The following is a 19,876-nucleotide window of genomic DNA, read 5'->3' on the forward strand; positions in this document are numbered from 1 at the left end:
TGACGGCGCTGATTCTGAGGCAGGAAAGTTCCTGTTTTTCAGCAGAAGAAGCGCAGCTGGCTGTCATCTTTCGATTCTTATGGAGTGAGAATTTTCATGCGCAAGACCTTTCGTGCAATCGCTGTCGCAAGCGCCCTGTGTCCGGCATTGGCCATGGCCGATGGTGCAGACCTGACCATAACCGGCACCATTATCCCGACCTCGTGCACGCCGTCCTTTGCCGGCGGCAACACAGTGGACCTGGGTGACATTTCCGCTGCGTCACTGAACCGGGACAGTCAGACCGAGCTGACCAATCACAACGTCTCCCTGAACGTGAGTTGTTCGGCTTCCGCACCCATGGCCATCAAGGTGCATGACAACCAGGCCCATACCCAATTGCCCGGAATCGTCGTCGATGGCTCGGACTGGGCCATGTACATCTACGGGATTGGCGAGGTGGCCGGCACAAAGATCGGTGGATATGGTCTGCGCTTCGGCACGCCGACCGTTGATGGTCAAACCTCGATCGTGATGTACAAGCAAGGTGCAAACGCCAATTGGGACGTCCCGGCGCCTGCCACGCTGGTCGGTAAAAACTATGAAGGCAATCTTCGTTACTCCTGGGGCCGCAGTCTGGCTGCCGGGCCGCTGCCTGGCGTGGTGCACACCTTTCCCATGACACTGGTGCCGGTGATCGGGCCGGCGTCGAGGCTTCCGATCGCCTCTGAAATCGCGCTCAACGGCTCGGCAACGTTCGAGCTGCTCTACCTCTGACAGATCGCGCAACGCGCAAATCATCGACAGGCGTCGGTCGCTTCCGAAGCCTGTCTTCTTCAATCAATGTTATCGGCTGGCCTGTGGCCCGGCATGGAAGCCGGCTGCGCGCTCGCCTGTGGACAACGTCATGAACGCCTTTGTGCGAAATGCCATCGCCAGCATCCTGCTGGTTTTCTTGTGGGTGCCCGGCCCTGTCCGGGCGGCGGGAATGGTGCCCGAGACGCCTGTCGTAGTGCTCGACGAAGGCGTGGGTGAGGCCGGTATCAATGTGTTCAACAGTGAATCGCATCCCGCGCTGCTGCACACCTCTGTTGAAGACGTGCCGCAGGACACCGAGTCATTGCTTCTGCTGACACCGCCGGTGGCACGGGTCGAGGCTGGTGCAACCCAGCGCGTGCGTTTCATCCTGCGCAGTGCAGAGCCTTTGAAGACCGAGCGCCTCAAGCGAGTGGTATTCGAAGGGATCGCGCCGCAGGACTCGACGGGCAAGGCGCAGGTGAGCCTGAGCGTGCGGCAGAACATTCCGGCAATCCTGCGTCCGGCGAATCTGCCGGTCGACCGCGAGCCGTGGAAGCATCTGGTCTGGTCGCGGCAAGGCGCTGAGATTCAAGTGCGCAATCCCAGTCCGTATGTGGTGCGGCTGGGCCATTCGGTGACGCTACTGCCTGGCAGTAAAGAGATGGATCTGGGACGCACCTATGTGCTGCCCGGCGAGCAACTGACCTTGAGCGGAACGCCTGATTCGAACCATGTGCCGCTTCAGGTGCGGCTGTTTCCGGTGACCACCTACGGTTTCGCCATTGCGCACTTCGATGCTCCTTTGGTGACGGATTGATGCATTGGCGTTGTCTGGCCGGCGCGGCGCTGATCATCGTTCTTGGCTCCGCTCCTGTCGCCAGAAGCGCCGAGGGTGTGTCCGTGCAGTTCAATCAGGATGTACTGAAATCACGCGGGCTGGATCCGCGCCTGGCCGAGTACTTCAGCCAGGCGCCGCGTTTTCGCGAGGGCGTGCAGGCCGTCGCGCTGTCGGTCAACGGTGTGCCGAAGGGGCGGGTGCAGGTGGTGTTCGATGCCGAAGGCGAGTTGTGCTTCACGCCGTCCCTTCTGGAGCGGGGCGGCATCCGGGCGGCGGATTACGTCGAGCCGTCGGGTAAGGCGGGGTGCGAACTGTTCGCCCGGCACTTTCGGGGTGCGGTGGTACAAGCCGATCCGTCACAGGAACACATCTCGCTGCTGTTGCCCACCGATGCGCTGGTGCCCGATCGCCCGGCCGATCGCAGCTTTCTGAACGGGGGCACGGCAGGCCTGTTCAACTACGACGCCTTGCTCCTGGGCAGTCGTTTTGCCGGCCAGTCTTCGCAGTTCCGCAACCTGAATGCCGAGCTGGGCCTGAATGCGGCTGACTGGTCGTTTCGCAGTCGTCAGGTGTACAGCGAGTTTGCCGGACAAGATCGTCTCGAGCATTTGTATGCCTACGCCTCACACACCTCGGAACGCTACCGGGCCAACCTGCAACTGGGTCAGTTGAACATGGTCTCGCCGCTGTTTGCCGGTGAGGCGTTCAACGGTGTTCAGGTGCAACCGGAACTGGCCCTGATGGCGCTGGACGATGACAGCTCAGGTGCGCGGGTTGAAGGCATTGCCTATTCCGCCGCGCGAATCGAAGTCACCCAGAACGGTGCGCTGATCTACACCACGGTGGTGCCCGGTGGGCCGTTCACGCTGGTGGGTTTGCCGCTGCTCAGCCAGAGCGTGGATCTGGAAGTGACGGTGCACGAAGAGGACGGGCAGCAACGGCGTTTCATTGTGCCGGCGACGCAGTTGCGGGGCGGGATGACGGGCAGGGCGGCGGGCTATGGGCTGGCGGTCGGTCAGGTACGGCGCTATGCCGGTGACGAGCGTGATGCGCCGTCCTTCCTTGCCGCCAGCAAGGACTGGCAGTTGGGTCCGCGCGGGCAGGTCACGGCCGGCGCCATGCTTGGCACAGGCTATGAGTCGCTGGGCTGGGCAATGCAGGGCGGCATCGGTGATCGGCTGATACTCGGTGGGCGCCAGGTGATTTCCAGGGCACAGGATCAGGCCGTGTCCGGCACGCAATTGCAGTGGACGGCCAGCGGTCGGTTGAGTGGAAGGTTGTCGACAAGTGTTGCGCTGACCCAGCAGACCCAGGGTTTCCGCACGCTGTCGGACACCACCTGGGATTCGCGCAATGATCGACCCTTCCAGCGAGTGCGCAATCAACTGACGGCAAACCTGAGCACCAGCAGCCCGGTGTACGGAGGCTTTTCCGCCAGCTACTCGCGCTTCTCCATGTTTGACGGGATGGCCACGTCCAGAGTCGCCCTGGCCTGGTCGCAGAGTATTCGGCGGGCCACTGTGACATTCACGGTTGAACGGGATGTCGCCGGGGCCTCCGATGATGCCCGTGGCACAGCGGCCTATCTGAGTGTCAGCTTGCCTCTGGGCGCCCGCCAGACCTTGCGCGGTTACGTGCGTAACGACGCCGTGAGCGGCACCCGCAGCGGTCTGCGCTTCAATGAACAATCCAGCGACACCCTGGCCTACAGCATCGGCGCCGAGCGACCGGATGACGGCAGCGCCGGGTTCAACGGGCGGGTCAATCTGTTGCCCCGCTACAGTCAGATGGACATGGGCTATTCCCGTAGCGGCGCCGGTAACCAGAACTATGACATCGGCCTGCGCGGCGGAGCGTTGGTACACAGTGACGGCGTGACGCTGTCGCCTTATCCGCTGCGCGAAACCTTCGCCTTGCTCAAGGCCGGTGACAGCGCCGGGGTGAAGTTGAACACCCCGCGTGGCCCGGTCTGGACCGATCATTCCGGGCACGCCGTGGCAGCGAGTCTGCCGGCGTACAGCAAAGGACGGGTCGAACTCGACACGGCTAGCCTGGGGCGCAATGTCGATGTGCACAACGCTTATCAGGAGGTTGAAGCCGGGCGTGCCGCGGTGGCAAACATGGCGTTCGACATGGTCACCGCACGGCGCGTGCTGTTGCAGGCGCGCATGCCGGACAGCCATTTTGTCCGCAAGGGTGTCGGTGTTTTTGATGACCAGGGGCGGTACGTCACCAGCGTGCTGGAGGCTGGGCAGATTTTCCTGCCGGACGTGCAGCCAGACCTCAAGTTGCATGTGCTGTTGCCGGATGGCCAGCGGTGTCACCTGGAATTCGCCATGAGCCTGGAGCCTGACGTCGACGCCTTGTATGAAACCGCATCGGCCATCTGCCGTACTGTCTGAAAAAGGAAAACACCATGCAAGGATTGAAGACAGGCGCCACGTGCGTGCTGCTGACGGGGCTTTTGGCATTCATGGAAGGTGTGGAGGCGAACCCCGATTGCACGGTCAGGCTCGGCCCGGCCGCCATCGATTTCGGCACCACGACGCGCGGGCAATTGCTGGCGCAATCGGTACAAGGTGAATCGTTGAGTTTCGGTCTTCGCCGTGCTCAGGCCACTGTCCAGTGCAGCCGGCCCGGTCCGTTGCGTCTGGAACTGATCGGGTCGGCCGTCGATGCCGGGCACTACCGCTTCGGCGCCGGTACGCTCAAAGTCCGTGTGTTGAACGTGCGGGTCGACGGCAGGCTGACGCAGTGGCTCATTGAGGGGCCGGATGCTGATGTCCTTCGTCCCGGTTCCAGACTGATACCTGCGCTCGCCGGAGTTGGAATCGAAGGTCAGGGAATGGAAGTCGAGCTGGAACTGGACGCGCGGGTTCCATCGGCGGCGAGCCGGGTCAGTGACCTGACCCGTTTCGACACCGATCTGGGATTTCGCTTGCGCTGAGGTGCGTCAGTTGTGACTGTCCGCCAGAAGCTTGATCGCCGCCGCGCCGACCTTGCGCACAGCCTCTTCGATCAGCGCTGTGGGTTTGGCCGCGTAGTTCATGCGCAGGCAATTGCGGTACTTGCCCGAGGCGGAAAAGATGCTGCCGACAGCAATCTGTACGCCCTGATCGTGCAACGCACGATTCAGTTTCAGCGTATCGAAACCTTCCGGCAGTTCAACCCAGAGCATGAAGCTGCCTTGCGGGCGGCTGGCGCGGGTGCCGGCCGGGAAGTAACGCGTCACCCAGTCGATCATCACGTCGCGATTACGCTGGTATTGCGTGCGCATCCGCCGCAAATGCGGTTCGAAGTGTCCGGCCTTGAGAAATTCGGCGATGGCGATCTGCGGCTGGGGCGCGGTGGAACCGGTGCTGATGTATTTCATGTGCAGCACGCGTTCGAGGTAGCGACCGGGTGCGACCCAGCCGATGCGCAGTCCCGGCGCGAGAGTCTTAGAAAATGAACTGCACAGCAATACGCGGCCGTCTTCGTCGAAGGATTTGATCGTGCGCGGGCGCGGGTAGGTGTAGGCCAGTTCGCCATACACATCGTCCTCGATGATCGCCACGTCGAAGCGCTGGGCCAGGTTGAGCAGGGCGCGTTTGCGCGACTCCGGCATGATGTAGCCGAGCGGGTTGTTGCAGTTGGGCGTGAGCTGGATGACCTTGATCGGCCATTGCTCCAGCGCCAGTTCCAGGGCTTCGAGGCTGATACCGGTGAGCGGGTCGGTGGGGATTTCCAGGGCTTTCATGCCCAGGCCTTTGAGGGTCTGCATGGCGCCGTGAAAACTCGGCGAGTCCACTGCGACGATGTCGCCGGGCTCGCAGATCGCGTGGATGCTGGTGGACAGTGCTTCATGGCAACCGGTGGTGACCACCAGATCGCTGGCGCTCAACTGGCAGCCGGAATCGAGCATCAGCCGGGCGATCTGTTCGCGCAGTTCGAGGGTGCCGTGGATGTTGTCGTAATACAGACCGGGCATGTCCTGACGGCGGCTGATACGGGCCAGCCCGCGCAGCAGCGGTTTCATCGTCGGTGACGAGATGTCCGGCATGCCGCGACCGAGTTGCACCACGTCCTTGCGCGGCACGGCGCGAATCAGTTCCAGCACCTGATCCCACTGGGAAATCTCCACCGGCCGTTGCGCCGGGCGCCCGATTGCCGGCAGTTCCGGCAACTCACGCCCGACCGGCACGAAGTACCCGGACTTGGGTTTCGGCGTGGCCAGGCCGCTGTCTTCCAGCATGCGATAGGCCTGCTGCACCGTGCTCAGGCTCACCCCGTGTTCTACGCTCAAGGCGCGCACCGACGGCAGGCGATCACCAGGACGGTAGAAGCCTTGTTCGATGCGGGTGCCGAGCAATTCGGCGAGGTTCACATAGAGCGTCATGGCACTGCCTCGATGCAGATGATTCGTTAAACCAGTACAGATGCGGCGTAAATCGACAATTCAGTCGCAGAGACAGCAAATCTGTATGGAAATAATACAGATGTGTTGAATCTGTAATGCTTTTGCTCGCCCGCGCATCATGGAATCTCTGGCTACCCAAGTAAACAGGAGCAATGAAAATGAACGGTTTGAGCGATGTGCGGCTGACGTTACACAGTCAGGAACTGGAGGCAGGGCAACAGGACAACGCGCGCAACGAGATCATGCGCAACGCACCGTCCGGCCTGAGTCGCTGGGGCCTGTTCTGGCATCGTCTGCACACGCGCAAGGCGTTGCTGCGCCTGACGCCCGAGCAGCTCAAGGACATCGGGCTGACCCGCGAGCAGGCGCTGGAGGAGGGGTTGAAGCCGTTCTGGCGGATTTAGAGGGATCGTTCCCACGCAGGAGCGTAGGAACGAGCTCACACCAATTCTTTAAGCCGGTGCCACAACATCCCCAACGCCAACAGCGGCGAGCGCAGATGCTTGCCGCCGGGGAAGGTGATGTGTGGCACTTTGGCGAACAGGTCGAAGCCGCCGCTGTGCTGGCCGCTGATGGCCTCGGCCAGCAGCTTGCCCGCCAGGTGCGTGGCATTCACGCCGTGGCCGGAATAGGCCTGGGCGTAATACACATTCGGCTGATCGGCGAGCCGGCCAATCTGTGGCAGACGGTTGGCACCGATGCCGATCATCCCGCCCCACTGATAATCGATCTTCGCTGAAGCGAGCTGCGGAAACACTTCGAGCATCTTCGGCCGCATGTACGCGCCGATGTCCTTTGGATCACGCCCCGAGTAATGGCAGGCGCCACCGAACAACAGACGACGATCCGCCGAGAGCCGGTAGTAATCCAGCGCCACCCGCTGGTCGCAGACCGCCATGTTCTGTGGCAGCAGAGCGTGGGCCTGTTCTTCGCTCAGCGGTTCGGTGGCGATGATGTAGCTGCCGGCCGGCAGCACCTTGCCGCTGAGTTGCGGATTCAGATTGTTGAGATAGGCATTGCAACCCAGCACCAGGGTTTTCGCTCGCACCGAACCTTGTGCTGTATGCACCCGGACTTCAGGGCCGTAGTCGATGCGGGTGACCGCCGATTGCTCGAACAGCTTCACCCCGAGTTGCTGCGCTGCTGCGGCTTCGCCGAGTGCCAGGTTCAGCGGGTGCAGATGCCCGGAACCCATGTCGATCAAACCGCCGACGTAGCGGTTGGAACCGACCACGGTGTGCATTTCGTTCGCTTGCAGCAGTCGGGTTTCGTAGCGATAACCGAGGCCGCGCAGCTCTTCGGCGTCCTCGGCAAAACCTTCCAGATCGGAAGGTTTGTTGGCGAGGTCGCAGTAACCCCAGGTCAGGTCGCAAGGGATCTGAAATTTTTCGACGCGCTGGCGGACGATTTCCACCGCTTCCAGGCCCATGAGTTTCATCTGACGCACGCCGTCGGCGCCGATCACGTTGGCGAACTGATCGAGGCCGTGACCGACCCCGCGAATCAGCTGCCCGCCGTTGCGGCCGCTGGCGCCCCAGCCGATCCGGTGCGCCTCCAGCAACACCACGCTCAAACCCCGTTCAGCCAGTTCCAGCGCGGTGTTCAGCCCGGAGAAACCGCCGCCGACTACGCACACGTCCGCGATCAGTTCACCTTGCAGCACCGGATGGTCGGGTTGCGGCAGGCTGCTGGCGGCGTAATAAGAGGCAACGTGGGGTTGGCTCGCGGTGGCTTGGGCGCGGGCATTCATGGGCGTCATCCTGAGCGGGTGTCGAGAAAATTTGACGGAGCATAAGCCGCAGGCCCGAGGCCGGGCAACATTGGTCGGCCCGTGGTGTCTGGATCACGGCTTTTGCGGCACAATTGCCGCCTATTTCGCTCCGGTTACCGCTGCAATGAGCTGCAACAGTCAGAAAATCCGCACCCTGCGTCAGCAGATTCCCACGTTCGAATGCGTGCCGGGCTGTCATGACTGTTGCGGGCCGGTGACCACCTCGCCCGAGGAAATGTCCCGCCTGCCGCGCAAGACCCGCGCCGAGCAGGACGCGGCCATGGAAGAGCTCAACTGTGTGCACCTGGGACCGAATGGCTGCACGGTGTATGACGAGCGGCCGCTGATCTGCCGGCTGTTCGGCACCACCCAGACCTTGCCGTGCCCCAACGGCCGGCGACCGGTGGAACTGATTCACCCACGGGTCGAGAAGCAGGTGTTCGAGTACATGGCCGAAAACCGGCAGGTGCTGGTTTGAGCGATCAGTCCGGAATCGGCAGGCTCAGGCTCTCTTTCACTTCTTCCATCACGATGTAGCTCTTGGATTCGCGCACGTGCGGCAGCTTGAGCAGGATGTCGCCCAGCAGCTTGCGGTACGAGGCCATTTCGGAAATCCGCGCCTTCACCAGATAGTCGAAATCCCCTGACACCAGATGGCATTCCAGCACGTGGGGCAATTTCAGCACCGCACGTCGGAACTCTTCGAAAGTATCGCCGGATTTGTAGTCGAGGCTGATCTCGACGAACACCAGCAGACTACCCTTCAAGTGCTGCGGATTCAGGCGGGCGTTGTACCCCATGATGATCCCCTCGCGCTCCAGGCGCCGCACCCGCTCGGTACACGGCGTGGTGGAGAGCCCGACCTTCTCGCCCAGTTCGGTGAATGAAATCCGCCCGTCCGCCTGCAGGATCCGCAAGATGTTGCGGTCGATCTTGTCCAGCTCACGTTTGGTCTGAGTGTTGGTACGCATAGGGGATGCGCCTCCGTGAAAAGGGTTTTTGCCGAGAATTGTCGCCAAATATAGGCGCTTATACAGTGAAAAGCACTGGCAAATCTTTTTTACACTGCGCGCATCATTGCTCTAACAACAGACGTACGCGGCACGCCGCGATGAGGGATACAAAATGCGCGTTATGGTCTTGGGTAGCGGCGTCATCGGTACCGCCAGTGCTTACTATCTGGCCCGTGCCGGGTTTGAAGTGGTGGTGGTCGACCGGCAGCCCGCCGCGGCCATGGAGACCAGTTTCGCCAACGCCGGCCAGGTCTCGCCGGGCTACGCCTCGCCGTGGGCTGCGCCGGGCGTTCCCCTCAAGGCCATCAAGTGGCTGCTGCAACGCCACGCGCCGCTGGCAATCAAGGCCACCGCCGATATCGACCAGTACCTGTGGATGGCGCAGATGCTGCGCAACTGCACCGCCAACCGTTACGCGGTGAACAAGGAGCGCATGGTGCGCCTGTCCGAGTACAGCCGCGACTGCCTCGATGAATTGCGCGCCGAAACCGGCATCGCCTACGAAGGCCGCAGCCTCGGTACGACCCAGTTGTTCCGCACCCAGGCGCAACTGGATAACGCCGCCAAGGACATCGCCGTATTGAAAGAATCCGGCGTACCGTTCGAAGTCCTCGACCGCGCCGGCATCGCTCGCGTCGAACCGGCGCTGGCCGGTGTCACCGACATCCTCGCCGGTGCCCTGCGCCTGCCGAACGACCAGACCGGCGACTGCCAGATCTTCACCACCCGCCTCGCCGAAATGGCCACCAAGCTCGGTGTGGAGTTCCGCTTCGGCCAGGACATCCAGCGCCTCGACTTCGCCGGTGACCGCATCAACGGCGTGTGGATCGACGGCAAGCTGGAAACCGCCGACCGCTACGTGCTCGCTCTCGGCAGCTACTCGCCGCAACTGCTCAAGCCGCTGGGCATCAAGGCCCCGGTGTATCCGTTGAAGGGTTACTCGCTGACCGTGCCGATCACCAACCCGGACATGGCCCCGACTTCGACCATCCTCGACGAGACCTATAAGGTCGCGATCACCCGTTTCGACAACCGCATCCGCGTCGGCGGCATGGCGGAGATTGCCGGTTTTGACCTGTCGCTGAACCCGCGTCGGCGTGAAACCCTGGAGATGATCGTCAACGACCTTTATCCTCAGGGCGGCAATCTGGCCGAAGCGAGTTTCTGGACCGGCCTGCGTCCAACCACCCCGGATGGCACGCCGATCGTCGGCGCCACCCCGTTCAAGAACCTGTTCCTGAACACCGGTCACGGCACCCTCGGCTGGACCATGGCGTGCGGCTCCGGTCGCTTGCTGGCTGACCTGATGGCGAAGAAAAAGCCGCAGATCAGCGCCGAAGGCCTCGATATTTCCCGTTATGGCAACACCACCCAGGAGTCCGCAAAGCATGGCAATCCAGCGCCAGCTCACCAATGAGCGCATGAGTCAGATCGTCAGCCACAACGGTACGGTGTATCTGTCCGGGCAGGTCGGCGATGACTTCAACGCCGGTGTCGAACAGCAGACCCGCGACGTACTCGCCAACATCGAGCGCCTGCTCGATCTGGCCGGCACCGACAAACAGCATCTGCTGTCGGCGACGATCTACCTGAACGACATCGAAGCGCACTTTGCAGGCATGAATTCGGTGTGGGATCAGTGGTTGCCCAAGGGCGCCGCCCCGGCCCGTGCCACGGTTGAAGCGAAGATGGCCAAGCCGAGCATCCTGGTCGAGATCTCCATCGTCGCCGCGTTGCCGTAACCCGTTGTAAAGATCCCTCTCCCGGTGCTGTTGGCGGTTCACGCCGTCAGCCAGCGCCGGTTTTTATTCCCATGACCGCCAAGAAGTCTGCTGCCATGCGTCCTGCCCGTGCCCTGATCGACCTTCAAGCCCTGCGTCACAACTACCGTATCGCCCGTGAAGTCACCGGTGCCAAGGCACTGGCGGTGATCAAGGCCGATGCCTACGGCCACGGCGCAGTGCGTTGCGCCCAGGCGCTGGAGGCTGAAGCGGACGGCTTCGCGGTGGCGTGCATCGAAGAAGCGCTGGAGCTGCGTGCCGCCGGGATTCGCGCGCCGGTGCTGTTGCTCGAAGGCTTTTTCGAGGCCGATGAGCTGGCGCTGATCGTCGAGCACGATTTCTGGTGCGTGGTGCATTCGCTGTGGCAGCTCGAAGCGATCGAGCAGGCGGCGTTGAGCAAACCGATCACCGTGTGGCTGAAGCTCGACTCGGGCATGCACCGCGTGGGCCTGCATCCGAAGGATTACCCGGCGGCTTACCAGCGTTTGCTGGCCAGCGGCAACGTGGCGAAAGTCGTGCTGATGAGCCACTTCGCCCGGGCCGATGAGCTGCACGAGCAGAGCAGCGCCGAGCAGGTTGCGGTGTTTGAAGCAGCGCGTCAGGGCCTGGCGGCCGAAGTCAGCCTGCGCAACTCGCCGGCGGTGCTGGGCTGGCCGCAGATTCACAGCGACTGGGTGCGCCCGGGCATCATGCTTTACGGCGCCACCCCGTTCGAAGAAGCCAACGCCGTGGCCGAGCGCCTGCAACCGGTGATGACGCTGGAATCGAAAGTCATCAGCGTGCGCGAATTGCCGGCCGGTGAGCCGGTGGGTTACGGCGCAAAATTCATCACCGACAAACCGATGCGCATCGGCGTGGTCGCCATGGGTTATGCCGACGGTTATCCGCGTCAGGCGCCGACCGGCACCCCGGTGCTGGTGGCCGGTCAGCGCAGCCGCATTCTTGGCCGGGTGTCGATGGACATGCTGTGCATCGACCTGACCGACGTGCCGCAAGCCGGCCTCGGTTCGACCGTCGAGTTGTGGGGCAAGAACATCCTCGCCAGCGACGTGGCGAAGTGGGCGGACACCATTCCGTACCAGATCTTCTGCAACCTGCGCCGGGTGCCAAGGCTCTATTCCGAGGGTTGAAGCGCGAGCGGGGCCCAAGTGTTGTAAATACTGAACGCTGTCGCCATGATAACGCTCAATATTTCTACAGCATCAGGAGGCTCCAGCCTTGGACGTCGGTGAACGACTGCAATCGATCCGCAAGCTCAAAGGGCTTTCCCAGCGTGAACTCGCCAAGCGCGCGGGCGTCACCAACAGCACCATTTCGATGATCGAAAAGAACAGCGTCAGCCCTTCGATCAGTTCGCTGAGGAAAGTTCTGGGCGGGATTCCCATGTCCATGGTCGAGTTCTTTTCCGAAGAGATCCTGCAGGAAAAACCGACCCAGATCGTCTACAAGGCCAACGAGCTGATCGACATTTCCGACGGCGCCGTGACCATGAAACTGGTCGGCCGCGCGCACCCTAGCCGGGCCATCGCGTTCCTCAATGAAATCTACCCGCCGGGCGCCGACACCGGTGAAGAAATGCTCACCCACGAAGGCGAGGAAACCGGGATTCTGGTGGAAGGGCGCCTGGAGCTGGTGGTGGGTCTTGAAACTTTTATCCTCGAAGCCGGCGACAGCTACTACTTTGAAAGTACCAAGCCGCATCGTTTCCGTAATCCGTTCGATGCACCGGCGCGACTAATCAGCGCAGCCACGCCGGCGAATTTTTAAACAAAGAGGCGCCAGGCCATACCGGCGAAGGCACCCGAAACGTTTTTCCACAGCGCGATATAACCCCTTCGACTTTGGGGTTGTTTCAGTGAAGCGGGCTAACCGCTATACTTGCGCCCGCCTGCGAACCGTGGCCGCAGGCGTGAATAGCCACCATTGAGGGTGAACGCGTGAACCTAATTATGAAAATGCTGGCTGCACCAGCAACCGTACTGGCCCTCTGGGCTGTCAGCGCTCAAGCTGCGACGAATGACGACATTGCCAAACGCCTCGAGCCGGTCGGCCAGGTGTGTGTTCAGGGGCAAGAGTGCAAGGGGATGGAAGTCGCTGCTTCGGCAGGCGGCGGTGGCGGCGCCAAGACGCCTGACGAAGTGATTGCCAAACATTGCAACGCTTGCCACGGCTCCGGCCTGTTGGGCGCACCGAAAATCGGTGACGCCGCAGCCTGGAAAGAGCGCGCCGATCACCAGGGCGGCCTCGACGGCATCCTGGCCAAGGCCATCACCGGCATCAACGCCATGCCGCCGAAAGGCACCTGCGCCGATTGCTCGGACGACGAGCTGAAAGGTGCGATCCAGAAGATGTCCGGCCTGAAATAAGCCGCGCTTCTGACGAAAAAAACCGTCTTCGGACGGTTTTTTTGTGCCCGAGAATCAGAAGCCCCCTCACCCCAGCCCTCTCCCCGAGGGAGAGGGGGCCGACCGAGGTGTCTTGCGTCCGACATCGACCTGAAAGACCTTGTCGATTATGGATTCGGCCTAGCTATTTCAAGTCGGCGTACCTCTCGAATATCCTCCATTTAGTCCCCTCTCCCTCTGGGAGAGGGCTAGGGTGAGGGGAGCGATCTGAAGCCTTGCACACATTCCGATCCAATCCCCAAGCTGTTCATTGCAGCAAACTCAAGGCAATCTCGGTCTACCCCTATTCACGGAACGGGCAGGAGGCTTCAGATGGTGCAGTTGTGTTCGATCGAACAGGCAGTGGACGACGTGCTGGCGCGGTTGCCGGCGCATATCCACATGGGCCTGCCGCTGGGGCTGGGCAAACCCAACCCCTTCGTCAACGCGCTGTACCGGCGGGTTGCCGGATTGCCCGAACGGCAGCTGACGATCTACACCGCCCTGTGCCTCGGTCGGCCTGCGTTGGGCGACGGTTTGCAGAAGCGCTTCATCGAACCCTTCGTCGAGCGGGTGTTCGGTGATTACCCGGAACTGGAATTTCTTGCCGACCTGCACCGCGACAGCCTGCCGTCCAACATCCGCATCGAGCAATTCTTCATGCAGCCCGGCAGCCTGCTCAACAGCGCGCCGGCCCAGCAGGATTACGTCAGCAGCAACTACAGCCACGCCGCCCGCGACATCAATGCCGCCGGGTTGAACCTGGTGGCGCAGCTGCTCGCCAGCAGTAGCGAACACCCGGATCGCCTGAGCCTGAGCTGCAACCCGGACATCACCCTCGACCTGTTCCCGATGATCGCCAAACGCCGGGCGGCGGGGGAGACCATTCTGCTGGTCGGCCAGGTGCACACCGAGCTGCCATACATGCCAGGCGACGCCGAAGTCGACATCGACACCTTTGACCTGCTGGTCGACGAGAAGGACAGCAGCACGCTGTTTTCCACGCCGAACATGCCCGTCGGGTTTCAGGATCACTTCATCGGTTTGCACGCCAGTACGTTGGTACGCGATGGCGGCACCTTGCAGATCGGCATCGGCTCGATGGGCGACGCGCTGACCGCTGCATTGCTGGCGCGTCAGGCCGACAATGTTGGCTACCGGGAGTTGCTGGCCGATGTGAATCTCAGCCAGTGGGCGCAATTGATCGAACGCGAGGGCGGCATCGAGCCCTTCGCCAAAGGCCTGTACGGTTGCAGCGAAATGTTCGTCAACGGCTTGCTGGTGCTGGCCGAAGCCGGGATCATCCGGCGCAAGGTCTACCCGGATGTACAGACTCAGGAGCAGGCCAACGCCGGCACCCTCGACGAGGCTGCGCAAACCGATGGCCTGTCGATCCATGGCGGTTTCTTCCTCGGGCCGCGCAGCTTCTATGAGCGCTTGCGTGAGTTGCCGCTGAGCAAACGCCTCGAATTCAACATGACCCGCATCAGCTACATCAACGAGCTGTACGGTCAGGAAGAGCTCAAACGCCTGCAGCGTCTGGATGCGCGGTTCATCAACACTGTGTTCACCATGACCCTGCTGGGCGCGGGTGTGGCGGATCAACTGGAAGACGGGCGGGTGCTCAGCGGCGTCGGCGGGCAGTACAACTTCGTTGCCCAGGGCCATGCGCTGCACGATGCGCGGTCGATTCTGCTGCTGCGCAGCTGGCGCGAATCCGGCGGCGATGTCAGTTCGAACATCGTTTGGGAGTACGGCCACTGCACGATCCCACGGCACCTGCGCGATATCGTGGTCACCGAGTACGGCATCGCCGATCTGCGCGGCAAGTCGGATGCGGTGGTAATCGAGTCGCTGTTGAACATCAGCGACTCGCGCTTCCAGCAGGGCCTGATCGAGCAGGCGCAGAAGGTCGGCAAGCTGCCGAAGGATTTCCGTCTCAATCCGCGCTTTACCGACAACACCCCGCAACGCTTGCAGGCGATTGCCGCGCGGCATCCGAATCTGTTTCCGGAGTATCCGCTGGGCTGCGATTTCACTGAGGTCGAGAAGGATCTGCTGCGTGCGCTGAACTGGCTCAAGAGCAAGTTCAAGCTGACCGAGATTCTGGAACTGGGCAAGGCAGCGCTGGACGCGCCTGAGGCTTCGACTTTCCCCGAGCATCTGGAGCGGATGCAACTCACGAACCCGGAAGGTCTGAAGGAAGACCTGTTTCAGCGGTTGTTGCTCACTGGCCTGAAGGCCACCGCGCAGTAGCATCCGCCGCATCCCGGGGATGCGGCGGCAAGCTTGCGCCTATCAGCGATTACTCGATGAAAGTCACCACGCCATCCTTCAGCGACTTCACGCGAGCCAGCGACTCGACGCGGTAACCCTGCGAATCCAGCTCTGCACGGCCGCCCTGGAACGACTTCTCGATCACGATGCCCAGGCCCGCGACGGTAGCGCCGGCCTGCTTGATGATCGAAATCAGTGCCTGGGACGCCTTACCGTTGGCCAGGAAGTCATCGATGATCAGCACGCGGTCGCTGCTGGTCAGGTGGCGCGGGGAGATGGCCACGGTGCTTTCGGTCTTCTTGGTGAACGAGTAAACGGTCGCCGACAGCAGGTTTTCAGTCAGGGTCAGGGACTGTTGCTTGCGGGCGAAGATCACCGGCACGCCGAGGTTCAGACCGGTCATGATCGCCGGGGCGATGCCCGAGGCTTCGATGGTGACGATCTTGGTGATGCCCGAATCCTTGAACAGCGTGGCGAATTCGTCGCCGATCAGCTTCATCAGGGCCGGGTCGATCTGGTGGTTCAGGAAGGCGTCGACCTTCAGGACCTGGTCGGAAAGCACAATGCCTTGTTCGCGGATTTTCTGGTGCAATGCTTCCATGAAGCTGTCCTCATTTGGCGCTTTGTGCGCCGAAGGTCTAGTAAAAAGTGGTCAATTCTAGCGCTTTAACATCGCGCGTATATCAGCCAATGCGCTGTTGCCCCGCACGGCTTTGACTTCGGTCGGTGTGTCGTCGTTGCCTTCCCAGGCCAGGTCGTCCGGCGGCAGTTCATCGAGGAAGCGGCTTGGCGCACAGTCGATGATCTCGCCGTACTGTTTGCGCTTGGCGGCGAAGGTAAACGCGAGGGTCTGGCGCGCGCGGGTAATGCCCACGTAGGCCAGGCGGCGTTCTTCTTCGATGGTGTCGGCTTCGATGCTGGAACGGTGCGGGAGGATTTCCTCTTCCATGCCCATGATGAACACGTAAGGGAATTCCAGGCCCTTGGACGCATGCAGGGTCATCATCTGCACGCCTTCGGCGCCGTCTTCCTCTTCCTGCTGACGTTCGAGCATGTCACGCAGGACGAGTTTGCCGATGGCGTCCTCGACGGTCATTTCGCCGTCTTCGTCTTTTTCCAGGGTGTTCTTCAAGGCTTCGATCAGGAACCAGACGTTGCTCATCCGGTAGTCCGCAGCCTTGTCGCTGGAACTGTTGGTGCGCAGCCAGTTCTCGTAGTCGATGTCCATGACCATGCTGCGCAGGGCGGAGATCGGGTCTTCGCCGGCGCACTGCTCGCGCACCTTGTCCATGAAGCGCTTGAAGCGCGACAGGCGATCGGTGAAGCGGCTGTCCAGATGCTCGCCCAGACCGAGTTCGTCGGTGGCGGCGTACATCGAGATCTTGCGTTCGGTGGCGTAGTTGCCGAGTTTTTCCAGGGTCGTCGAGCCGATTTCCCGGCGCGGCACGTTGATCACCCGCAGGAAGGCGTTGTCGTCATCCGGGTTCACGATCAGGCGGAAGTAGGCCATCAGGTCTTTCACTTCCTGACGGCCGAAGAAGCTGTTGCCGCCGCTCAAACGGTACGGCACCTGATGGTGCTGCAGTTTCAGCTCGATCAGCTTGGCCTGATAGTTGCCGCGATAGAGGATCGCGAAATCGCTGTACGGGCGGTCGGTGCGCAAGTGCAGGCTGAGGATTTCCATGGCCACGCGCTCGGCTTCGGCGTCCTCGTTGCGGCAGCGGATCACACGGATCTCGTCGCCGTGGCCCATCTCACTCCACAACTGCTTCTCGAATTCGTGCGGGTTGTTCGAGATCAGCACGTTGGCGCAGCGCAGGATGCGGCTGGTGGAGCGGTAATTCTGCTCCAGCATCACCACTTTCAGGGACGGGTAGTCGTCCTTGAGCAGCATCAGGTTTTCCGGGCGTGCGCCGCGCCAGGCGTAGATTGACTGGTCGTCGTCGCCTACCACGGTGAACTGGTTGCGCTTGCCGATGAGCATTTTCACCAGCAAATACTGGCTGGCGTTGGTGTCCTGGTATTCGTCGACCAGCAGGTAACGCACCTTGTTCTGCCACTTTTCGAGGATGTCGGCGTGCTCTTCGAAGAGTTTCACCGGCAGCAGGATCAGGTCGTCGAAGTCCACCGCGTTGAACGCCTTGAGCGTGCGCTGGTAGTGGGTGTAGACGATGGCGGCGGTCTGTTCCTTGGGGTTGCGGGCGTTTTCCAGGGCCTGGGCGGGCAGGATCAGGTCGTTTTTCCAGGCGCCGATCATGTTCTTGATCTCGTCGACGCCGTCGTCGCCTGCGTATTCCTTCTGCATGATGTCAGTCATCAGCGACTTGACGTCGGTTTCGTCGAAGATCGAGAAACCGGGTTTGTAGCCCAGCCGTTCATGTTCCTTGCGGATGATGTTCAGGCCCAGGTTGTGGAAGGTGCAGACCGTCAGGCCGCGACCTTCGCCGGCACGCAGCAGGGTGCCGACCCGTTCCTTCATCTCGCGCGCGGCCTTGTTGGTGAAGGTCATGGCGACGATGTACTGGGCACGAATGCCGCAGTTCTGGATCAGGTGCGCAATCTTGCGCGTGATCACGCTGGTCTTGCCGGAGCCAGCACCGGCGAGCACCAATAGAGGGCCGCCGACGTAGTTCACGGCTTCTTGCTGCCGGGGATTGAGTCGGGACATACGAAAATTCGGGAGTCGTTGACGAAATGGGCCGGCATTTTAACAGGCTCAGCGATTTGTGCTGCTCTCTCCGACTTGTGACGCAGCACGCGATTCAAATTTGCCGGTTTTGTTACTTTCACGCAGGATGCGCGGTGATTTTGCGGCTAATGTTCTCATTCGTGACACAAAATAACGTTCTGATAACCGTTGTCGTTTGGTCATTGGTTGCCGCAACGGCATAATGCCCGCCGCCCACATCATTGCAGAGTCTAGGGAGTCAGCTTGACTACGCCTGTCGAACCCTTGCGTTTGCTGCTACTGGCCGAAGAGCCAGCGTGGACAGCGTTATTGCGCGAGTGTCTGGCTCCGTTGGGGAGTGCGGCGGTGCTGATCAGCGCGCCGAACTGGGAGTCGGTCAGCAGTCTGTTCGAAGACAATCGCCACGCGGTGTTGTTGACCGTTCCCGCGTTGCAGCCGGCGCCTGGCCGTTGCAGCCTGCCGACGGTATTGCTTCTGGAACACGAGCCGGCGACCGCGCCCGATGGCGTCAGCGACTGGCTGGTATTCGATGCCCTCGATGCCGGCATGCTCCGGCGTTGCCTGCGGCATGTGCGCGAACGCGGCGTGCTGGAAAACACCCTGCAACGCCTGGCCGAACAGGATCCCCTGACCGGCATCGCCAACCGTCAGGGTTTCCAGACCCTGCTCACGGCACGCCTCGCCGAAAACGACGGCCGCGGCCTGGCCCTCGGGCACCTCGATCTCGACAACTTCCGTCACGCCAACGACGCCCTCGGCCACCAGGCCGGCGATCGCCTGATCCTGCAAGTCGTCGCGCGGCTGAAAAGTCAGCTGGAAGTCGGCGATCAACTGGCGCGCCTCGGCAGCGATGAATTCGCCCTGCTGATCGACACCCGCCGCGCCCCGCAACGGGCGGAATGGATGGCCGAACGCATCACCGAAGCTCTGGCCGAACCTTACTGGGTCGATGGCGAAAGCCTGCTGATCGGCTCCAGCCTCGGCATCGCCCATGCCCGCGCCCAGGGCGGCGCCGATCCGCTGATGTGGCACGCGCACATCGCCATGCAGCAGGCCAAGAGCACGCAGGGCTGCACCTTTCACATCTTCAACGAGCGGATCAACCGCAACGCGCGAAGCATGGCCGACCTCGAAAGCGAGCTGCGCCGGGCCTTGCGTCGCGATGAGCTGGAGCTGCATTACCAGCCGCGCCTGAACCTGCAGGACGGCCAGATCGTCGGCCTCGAAGCGCTGGTGCGCTGGCGCCACAGTGAGCGCGGCCTGTTGCCTCCTAGCGAATTCGTGCCGCTGGCCGAGCAGAGCGGTCTGATCGTGCCGCTCGGTTACTGGGTGATCTCCCGGGCCCTGCGTGACATGCAGGCATTGCGCGAGCGCGGTCTGCCGGCGCTGCACATGGCGATCAACCTGTCGTTCCGCCAGTTTCAGGACAGCCAGTTGCTGCCGACGCTCAGCCGTTTGATCGCCGAGCGCGGTGTTGAAGCGCAGTGGCTGGAATTCGAACTCACCGAAACCGCCGTGATGCGCCGCAGCGATCTGGTCAAGCAGACCATGGACGCTCTGGGTCGCCTCGGCGTGCGTTTCTCGCTGGATGATTTCGGCACCGGGTTCTCGTCGTTCGTGCACCTCAACAGCCTGCCAATCACCTTGCTGAAGATCGACAAGAGCTTTGTCGGCGGCATGGAGCAGCGCGAAGAGAACCGCAAACTGGTGCACGCGATGATCAACCTTGCGCACAACCTGCATCTGGAAGTGGTGGCCGAAGGGGTGGAAACCCGCGAGCAACTGGATCTGTTGCGCGGGTTCGGCTGCGATCAGGTGCAGGGTTACCTGATCAGCAAGCCGTTGCCGTTGGCAGAGCTGGTTGATTATCTGGTGGCTGATGCCAGTCAGCCTCCGCTGGGAATTGTGGTCTGAAGTACCAGTGGGCGGGAGCAGGGTTGCTCCCGC

Annotated in this window: 18 protein-coding genes; 13 read left to right on the forward strand and 5 right to left on the reverse strand. The window is 61.8% G+C overall.

The window, feature by feature from the left end:
• The first annotated feature begins 96 nt into the window (after positions 1–96).
• The 4 genes from M5G18_RS20965 to M5G18_RS20980 all read left to right on the forward strand — a co-directional run bounded on the left by M5G18_RS20965 (position 97) and on the right by M5G18_RS20980 (position 4,562).
• The gene (locus M5G18_RS20965) at positions 97–756 is read left to right on the forward strand and encodes a DUF1120 domain-containing protein (protein WP_273896054.1); all 660 of its coding nucleotides are present in this window, start codon (positions 97–99) and stop codon (positions 754–756) included.
• A 130-nt stretch (positions 757–886) separates the two neighbouring features.
• Entirely contained in the window at positions 887–1,594 is a 708-nt protein-coding gene (locus M5G18_RS20970) for a fimbria/pilus chaperone family protein (protein WP_273896055.1), read from the forward strand.
• Positions 1,594–4,017, forward strand: a complete 2,424-nt coding sequence (locus tag M5G18_RS20975; protein WP_273896056.1) for a fimbria/pilus outer membrane usher protein — start codon at positions 1,594–1,596, stop codon at positions 4,015–4,017. The genes M5G18_RS20970 and M5G18_RS20975 overlap by 1 nt, the downstream gene beginning before the upstream one ends.
• 14 nt (positions 4,018–4,031) lie before the next feature.
• Positions 4,032–4,562, forward strand: a complete 531-nt coding sequence (locus tag M5G18_RS20980; RefSeq protein ID WP_273896057.1) for a DUF1120 domain-containing protein — start codon at positions 4,032–4,034, stop codon at positions 4,560–4,562.
• 6 nt (positions 4,563–4,568) lie between these two features.
• Here the strand turns inward: M5G18_RS20980 and M5G18_RS20985 are convergent, their stop codons facing one another.
• Positions 4,569–5,993 carry an aminotransferase-like domain-containing protein gene (locus tag M5G18_RS20985; protein ID WP_273896058.1) on the reverse strand — a complete coding sequence of 475 codons (1,425 nt, stop codon included), beginning with the start codon at positions 5,991–5,993 and terminating at the stop codon, positions 4,569–4,571.
• Positions 5,994–6,172: 179 nt separating this feature from the next.
• On the opposite strand from M5G18_RS20985, the gene M5G18_RS20990 reads away from it, so the two are divergent.
• The gene (locus tag M5G18_RS20990) at positions 6,173–6,418 is read left to right on the forward strand and encodes a DUF1127 domain-containing protein (RefSeq protein ID WP_007954481.1); all 246 of its coding nucleotides are present in this window, start codon (positions 6,173–6,175) and stop codon (positions 6,416–6,418) included.
• A 35-nt stretch (positions 6,419–6,453) separates the two neighbouring features.
• Here the strand turns inward: M5G18_RS20990 and M5G18_RS20995 are convergent, their stop codons facing one another.
• A complete protein-coding gene (locus tag M5G18_RS20995) occupies positions 6,454–7,764 on the reverse strand; it encodes an NAD(P)/FAD-dependent oxidoreductase (RefSeq protein WP_207984318.1) in 1,311 nt (436 codons plus the stop codon).
• Positions 7,765–7,909: 145 nt separating this feature from the next.
• On the opposite strand from M5G18_RS20995, the gene M5G18_RS21000 reads away from it, so the two are divergent.
• Positions 7,910–8,263: a YkgJ family cysteine cluster protein gene (locus M5G18_RS21000; protein ID WP_007954485.1), complete on the forward strand. Its 354-nt coding sequence runs from the start codon at positions 7,910–7,912 to the stop codon at positions 8,261–8,263.
• 4 nt (positions 8,264–8,267) lie between these two features.
• Here M5G18_RS21000 and M5G18_RS21005 read toward each other — a convergent pair whose 3' ends face one another.
• A complete protein-coding gene (locus M5G18_RS21005) occupies positions 8,268–8,756 on the reverse strand; it encodes an Lrp/AsnC ligand binding domain-containing protein (protein WP_003177284.1) in 489 nt (162 codons plus the stop codon).
• A 154-nt stretch (positions 8,757–8,910) separates the two neighbouring features.
• Between M5G18_RS21005 and dadA the strand changes: the two genes are divergently transcribed.
• From dadA to M5G18_RS21035, 6 genes are all read left to right on the forward strand, one after another.
• Positions 8,911–10,215, forward strand: a complete 1,305-nt coding sequence (dadA, locus tag M5G18_RS21010; RefSeq protein WP_262193178.1) for a D-amino acid dehydrogenase — start codon at positions 8,911–8,913, stop codon at positions 10,213–10,215.
• Positions 10,187–10,540, forward strand: a complete 354-nt coding sequence (locus M5G18_RS21015; protein WP_039765240.1) for a RidA family protein — start codon at positions 10,187–10,189, stop codon at positions 10,538–10,540. Before dadA ends, M5G18_RS21015 begins: the two co-directional genes overlap by 29 nt.
• A 95-nt stretch (positions 10,541–10,635) precedes the next feature.
• Positions 10,636–11,709 (forward strand): alanine racemase, encoded by a 1,074-nt coding sequence (gene alr, locus M5G18_RS21020; protein WP_102685865.1) that lies wholly within the window; start codon positions 10,636–10,638, stop codon positions 11,707–11,709.
• Positions 11,710–11,797: 88 nt separating this feature from the next.
• Entirely contained in the window at positions 11,798–12,346 is a 549-nt protein-coding gene (locus M5G18_RS21025; protein ID WP_003229444.1) for a cupin domain-containing protein, read from the forward strand.
• 182 nt (positions 12,347–12,528) lie between these two features.
• Complete coding sequence (locus M5G18_RS21030) at positions 12,529–12,945, forward strand: c-type cytochrome (RefSeq protein ID WP_045121730.1); 417 nt, start codon at positions 12,529–12,531, stop codon at positions 12,943–12,945.
• 351 nt (positions 12,946–13,296) lie between these two features.
• A complete protein-coding gene (locus M5G18_RS21035) occupies positions 13,297–15,219 on the forward strand; it encodes an acetyl-CoA hydrolase/transferase C-terminal domain-containing protein (RefSeq protein ID WP_273896059.1) in 1,923 nt (640 codons plus the stop codon).
• 49 nt (positions 15,220–15,268) lie between these two features.
• On the opposite strand, the gene M5G18_RS21040 is transcribed toward M5G18_RS21035, so the two are convergent.
• Positions 15,269–15,841 (reverse strand): xanthine phosphoribosyltransferase, encoded by a 573-nt coding sequence (locus tag M5G18_RS21040; RefSeq protein WP_003229440.1) that lies wholly within the window; start codon positions 15,839–15,841, stop codon positions 15,269–15,271.
• Between the two features lie 57 nt (positions 15,842–15,898).
• The gene (gene rep / locus M5G18_RS21045) at positions 15,899–17,908 is read right to left on the reverse strand and encodes a DNA helicase Rep (protein ID WP_007954499.1); all 2,010 of its coding nucleotides are present in this window, start codon (positions 17,906–17,908) and stop codon (positions 15,899–15,901) included.
• A 264-nt stretch (positions 17,909–18,172) separates the two neighbouring features.
• On the opposite strand from rep, the gene M5G18_RS21050 reads away from it, so the two are divergent.
• Positions 18,173–19,843 (forward strand): putative bifunctional diguanylate cyclase/phosphodiesterase, encoded by a 1,671-nt coding sequence (locus M5G18_RS21050; protein WP_230734224.1) that lies wholly within the window; start codon positions 18,173–18,175, stop codon positions 19,841–19,843.
• Positions 19,844–19,876 lie beyond the last annotated feature (33 nt).

This window comes from Pseudomonas aphyarum (assembly GCF_028657055.1).
Taxonomy (GTDB): Bacteria; Pseudomonadota; Gammaproteobacteria; order Pseudomonadales; family Pseudomonadaceae; genus Aquipseudomonas; species Aquipseudomonas aphyarum.

Excerpts from the sequence above, each read along its gene's own strand:
- M5G18_RS20965 (WP_273896054.1), top strand. The coding sequence starts at position 97 with ATGCGCAAGACCTTTCGTGCAATCGCTGTCGCAAGCGCCCTGTGTCCG.
- M5G18_RS20970 (WP_273896055.1), top strand. The coding sequence starts at position 887 with ATGAACGCCTTTGTGCGAAATGCCATCGCCAGCATCCTGCTGGTTTTC.
- M5G18_RS20975 (WP_273896056.1), top strand. The coding sequence starts at position 1,594 with ATGCATTGGCGTTGTCTGGCCGGCGCGGCGCTGATCATCGTTCTTGGC.
- M5G18_RS20980 (WP_273896057.1), top strand. The coding sequence starts at position 4,032 with ATGCAAGGATTGAAGACAGGCGCCACGTGCGTGCTGCTGACGGGGCTT.
- M5G18_RS20985 (WP_273896058.1), bottom strand. The coding sequence starts at position 5,993 with ATGACGCTCTATGTGAACCTCGCCGAATTGCTCGGCACCCGCATCGAA.
- M5G18_RS20990 (WP_007954481.1), top strand. The coding sequence starts at position 6,173 with ATGAACGGTTTGAGCGATGTGCGGCTGACGTTACACAGTCAGGAACTG.
- M5G18_RS20995 (WP_207984318.1), bottom strand. The coding sequence starts at position 7,764 with ATGAATGCCCGCGCCCAAGCCACCGCGAGCCAACCCCACGTTGCCTCT.
- M5G18_RS21000 (WP_007954485.1), top strand. The coding sequence starts at position 7,910 with ATGAGCTGCAACAGTCAGAAAATCCGCACCCTGCGTCAGCAGATTCCC.
- M5G18_RS21005 (WP_003177284.1), bottom strand. The coding sequence starts at position 8,756 with ATGCGTACCAACACTCAGACCAAACGTGAGCTGGACAAGATCGACCGC.
- dadA (WP_262193178.1), top strand. The coding sequence starts at position 8,911 with ATGCGCGTTATGGTCTTGGGTAGCGGCGTCATCGGTACCGCCAGTGCT.
- M5G18_RS21015 (WP_039765240.1), top strand. The coding sequence starts at position 10,187 with ATGGCAATCCAGCGCCAGCTCACCAATGAGCGCATGAGTCAGATCGTC.
- alr (WP_102685865.1), top strand. The coding sequence starts at position 10,636 with ATGCGTCCTGCCCGTGCCCTGATCGACCTTCAAGCCCTGCGTCACAAC.
- M5G18_RS21030 (WP_045121730.1), top strand. The coding sequence starts at position 12,529 with ATGAAAATGCTGGCTGCACCAGCAACCGTACTGGCCCTCTGGGCTGTC.
- M5G18_RS21035 (WP_273896059.1), top strand. The coding sequence starts at position 13,297 with ATGGTGCAGTTGTGTTCGATCGAACAGGCAGTGGACGACGTGCTGGCG.
- M5G18_RS21040 (WP_003229440.1), bottom strand. The coding sequence starts at position 15,841 with ATGGAAGCATTGCACCAGAAAATCCGCGAACAAGGCATTGTGCTTTCC.
- rep (WP_007954499.1), bottom strand. The coding sequence starts at position 17,908 with ATGTCCCGACTCAATCCCCGGCAGCAAGAAGCCGTGAACTACGTCGGC.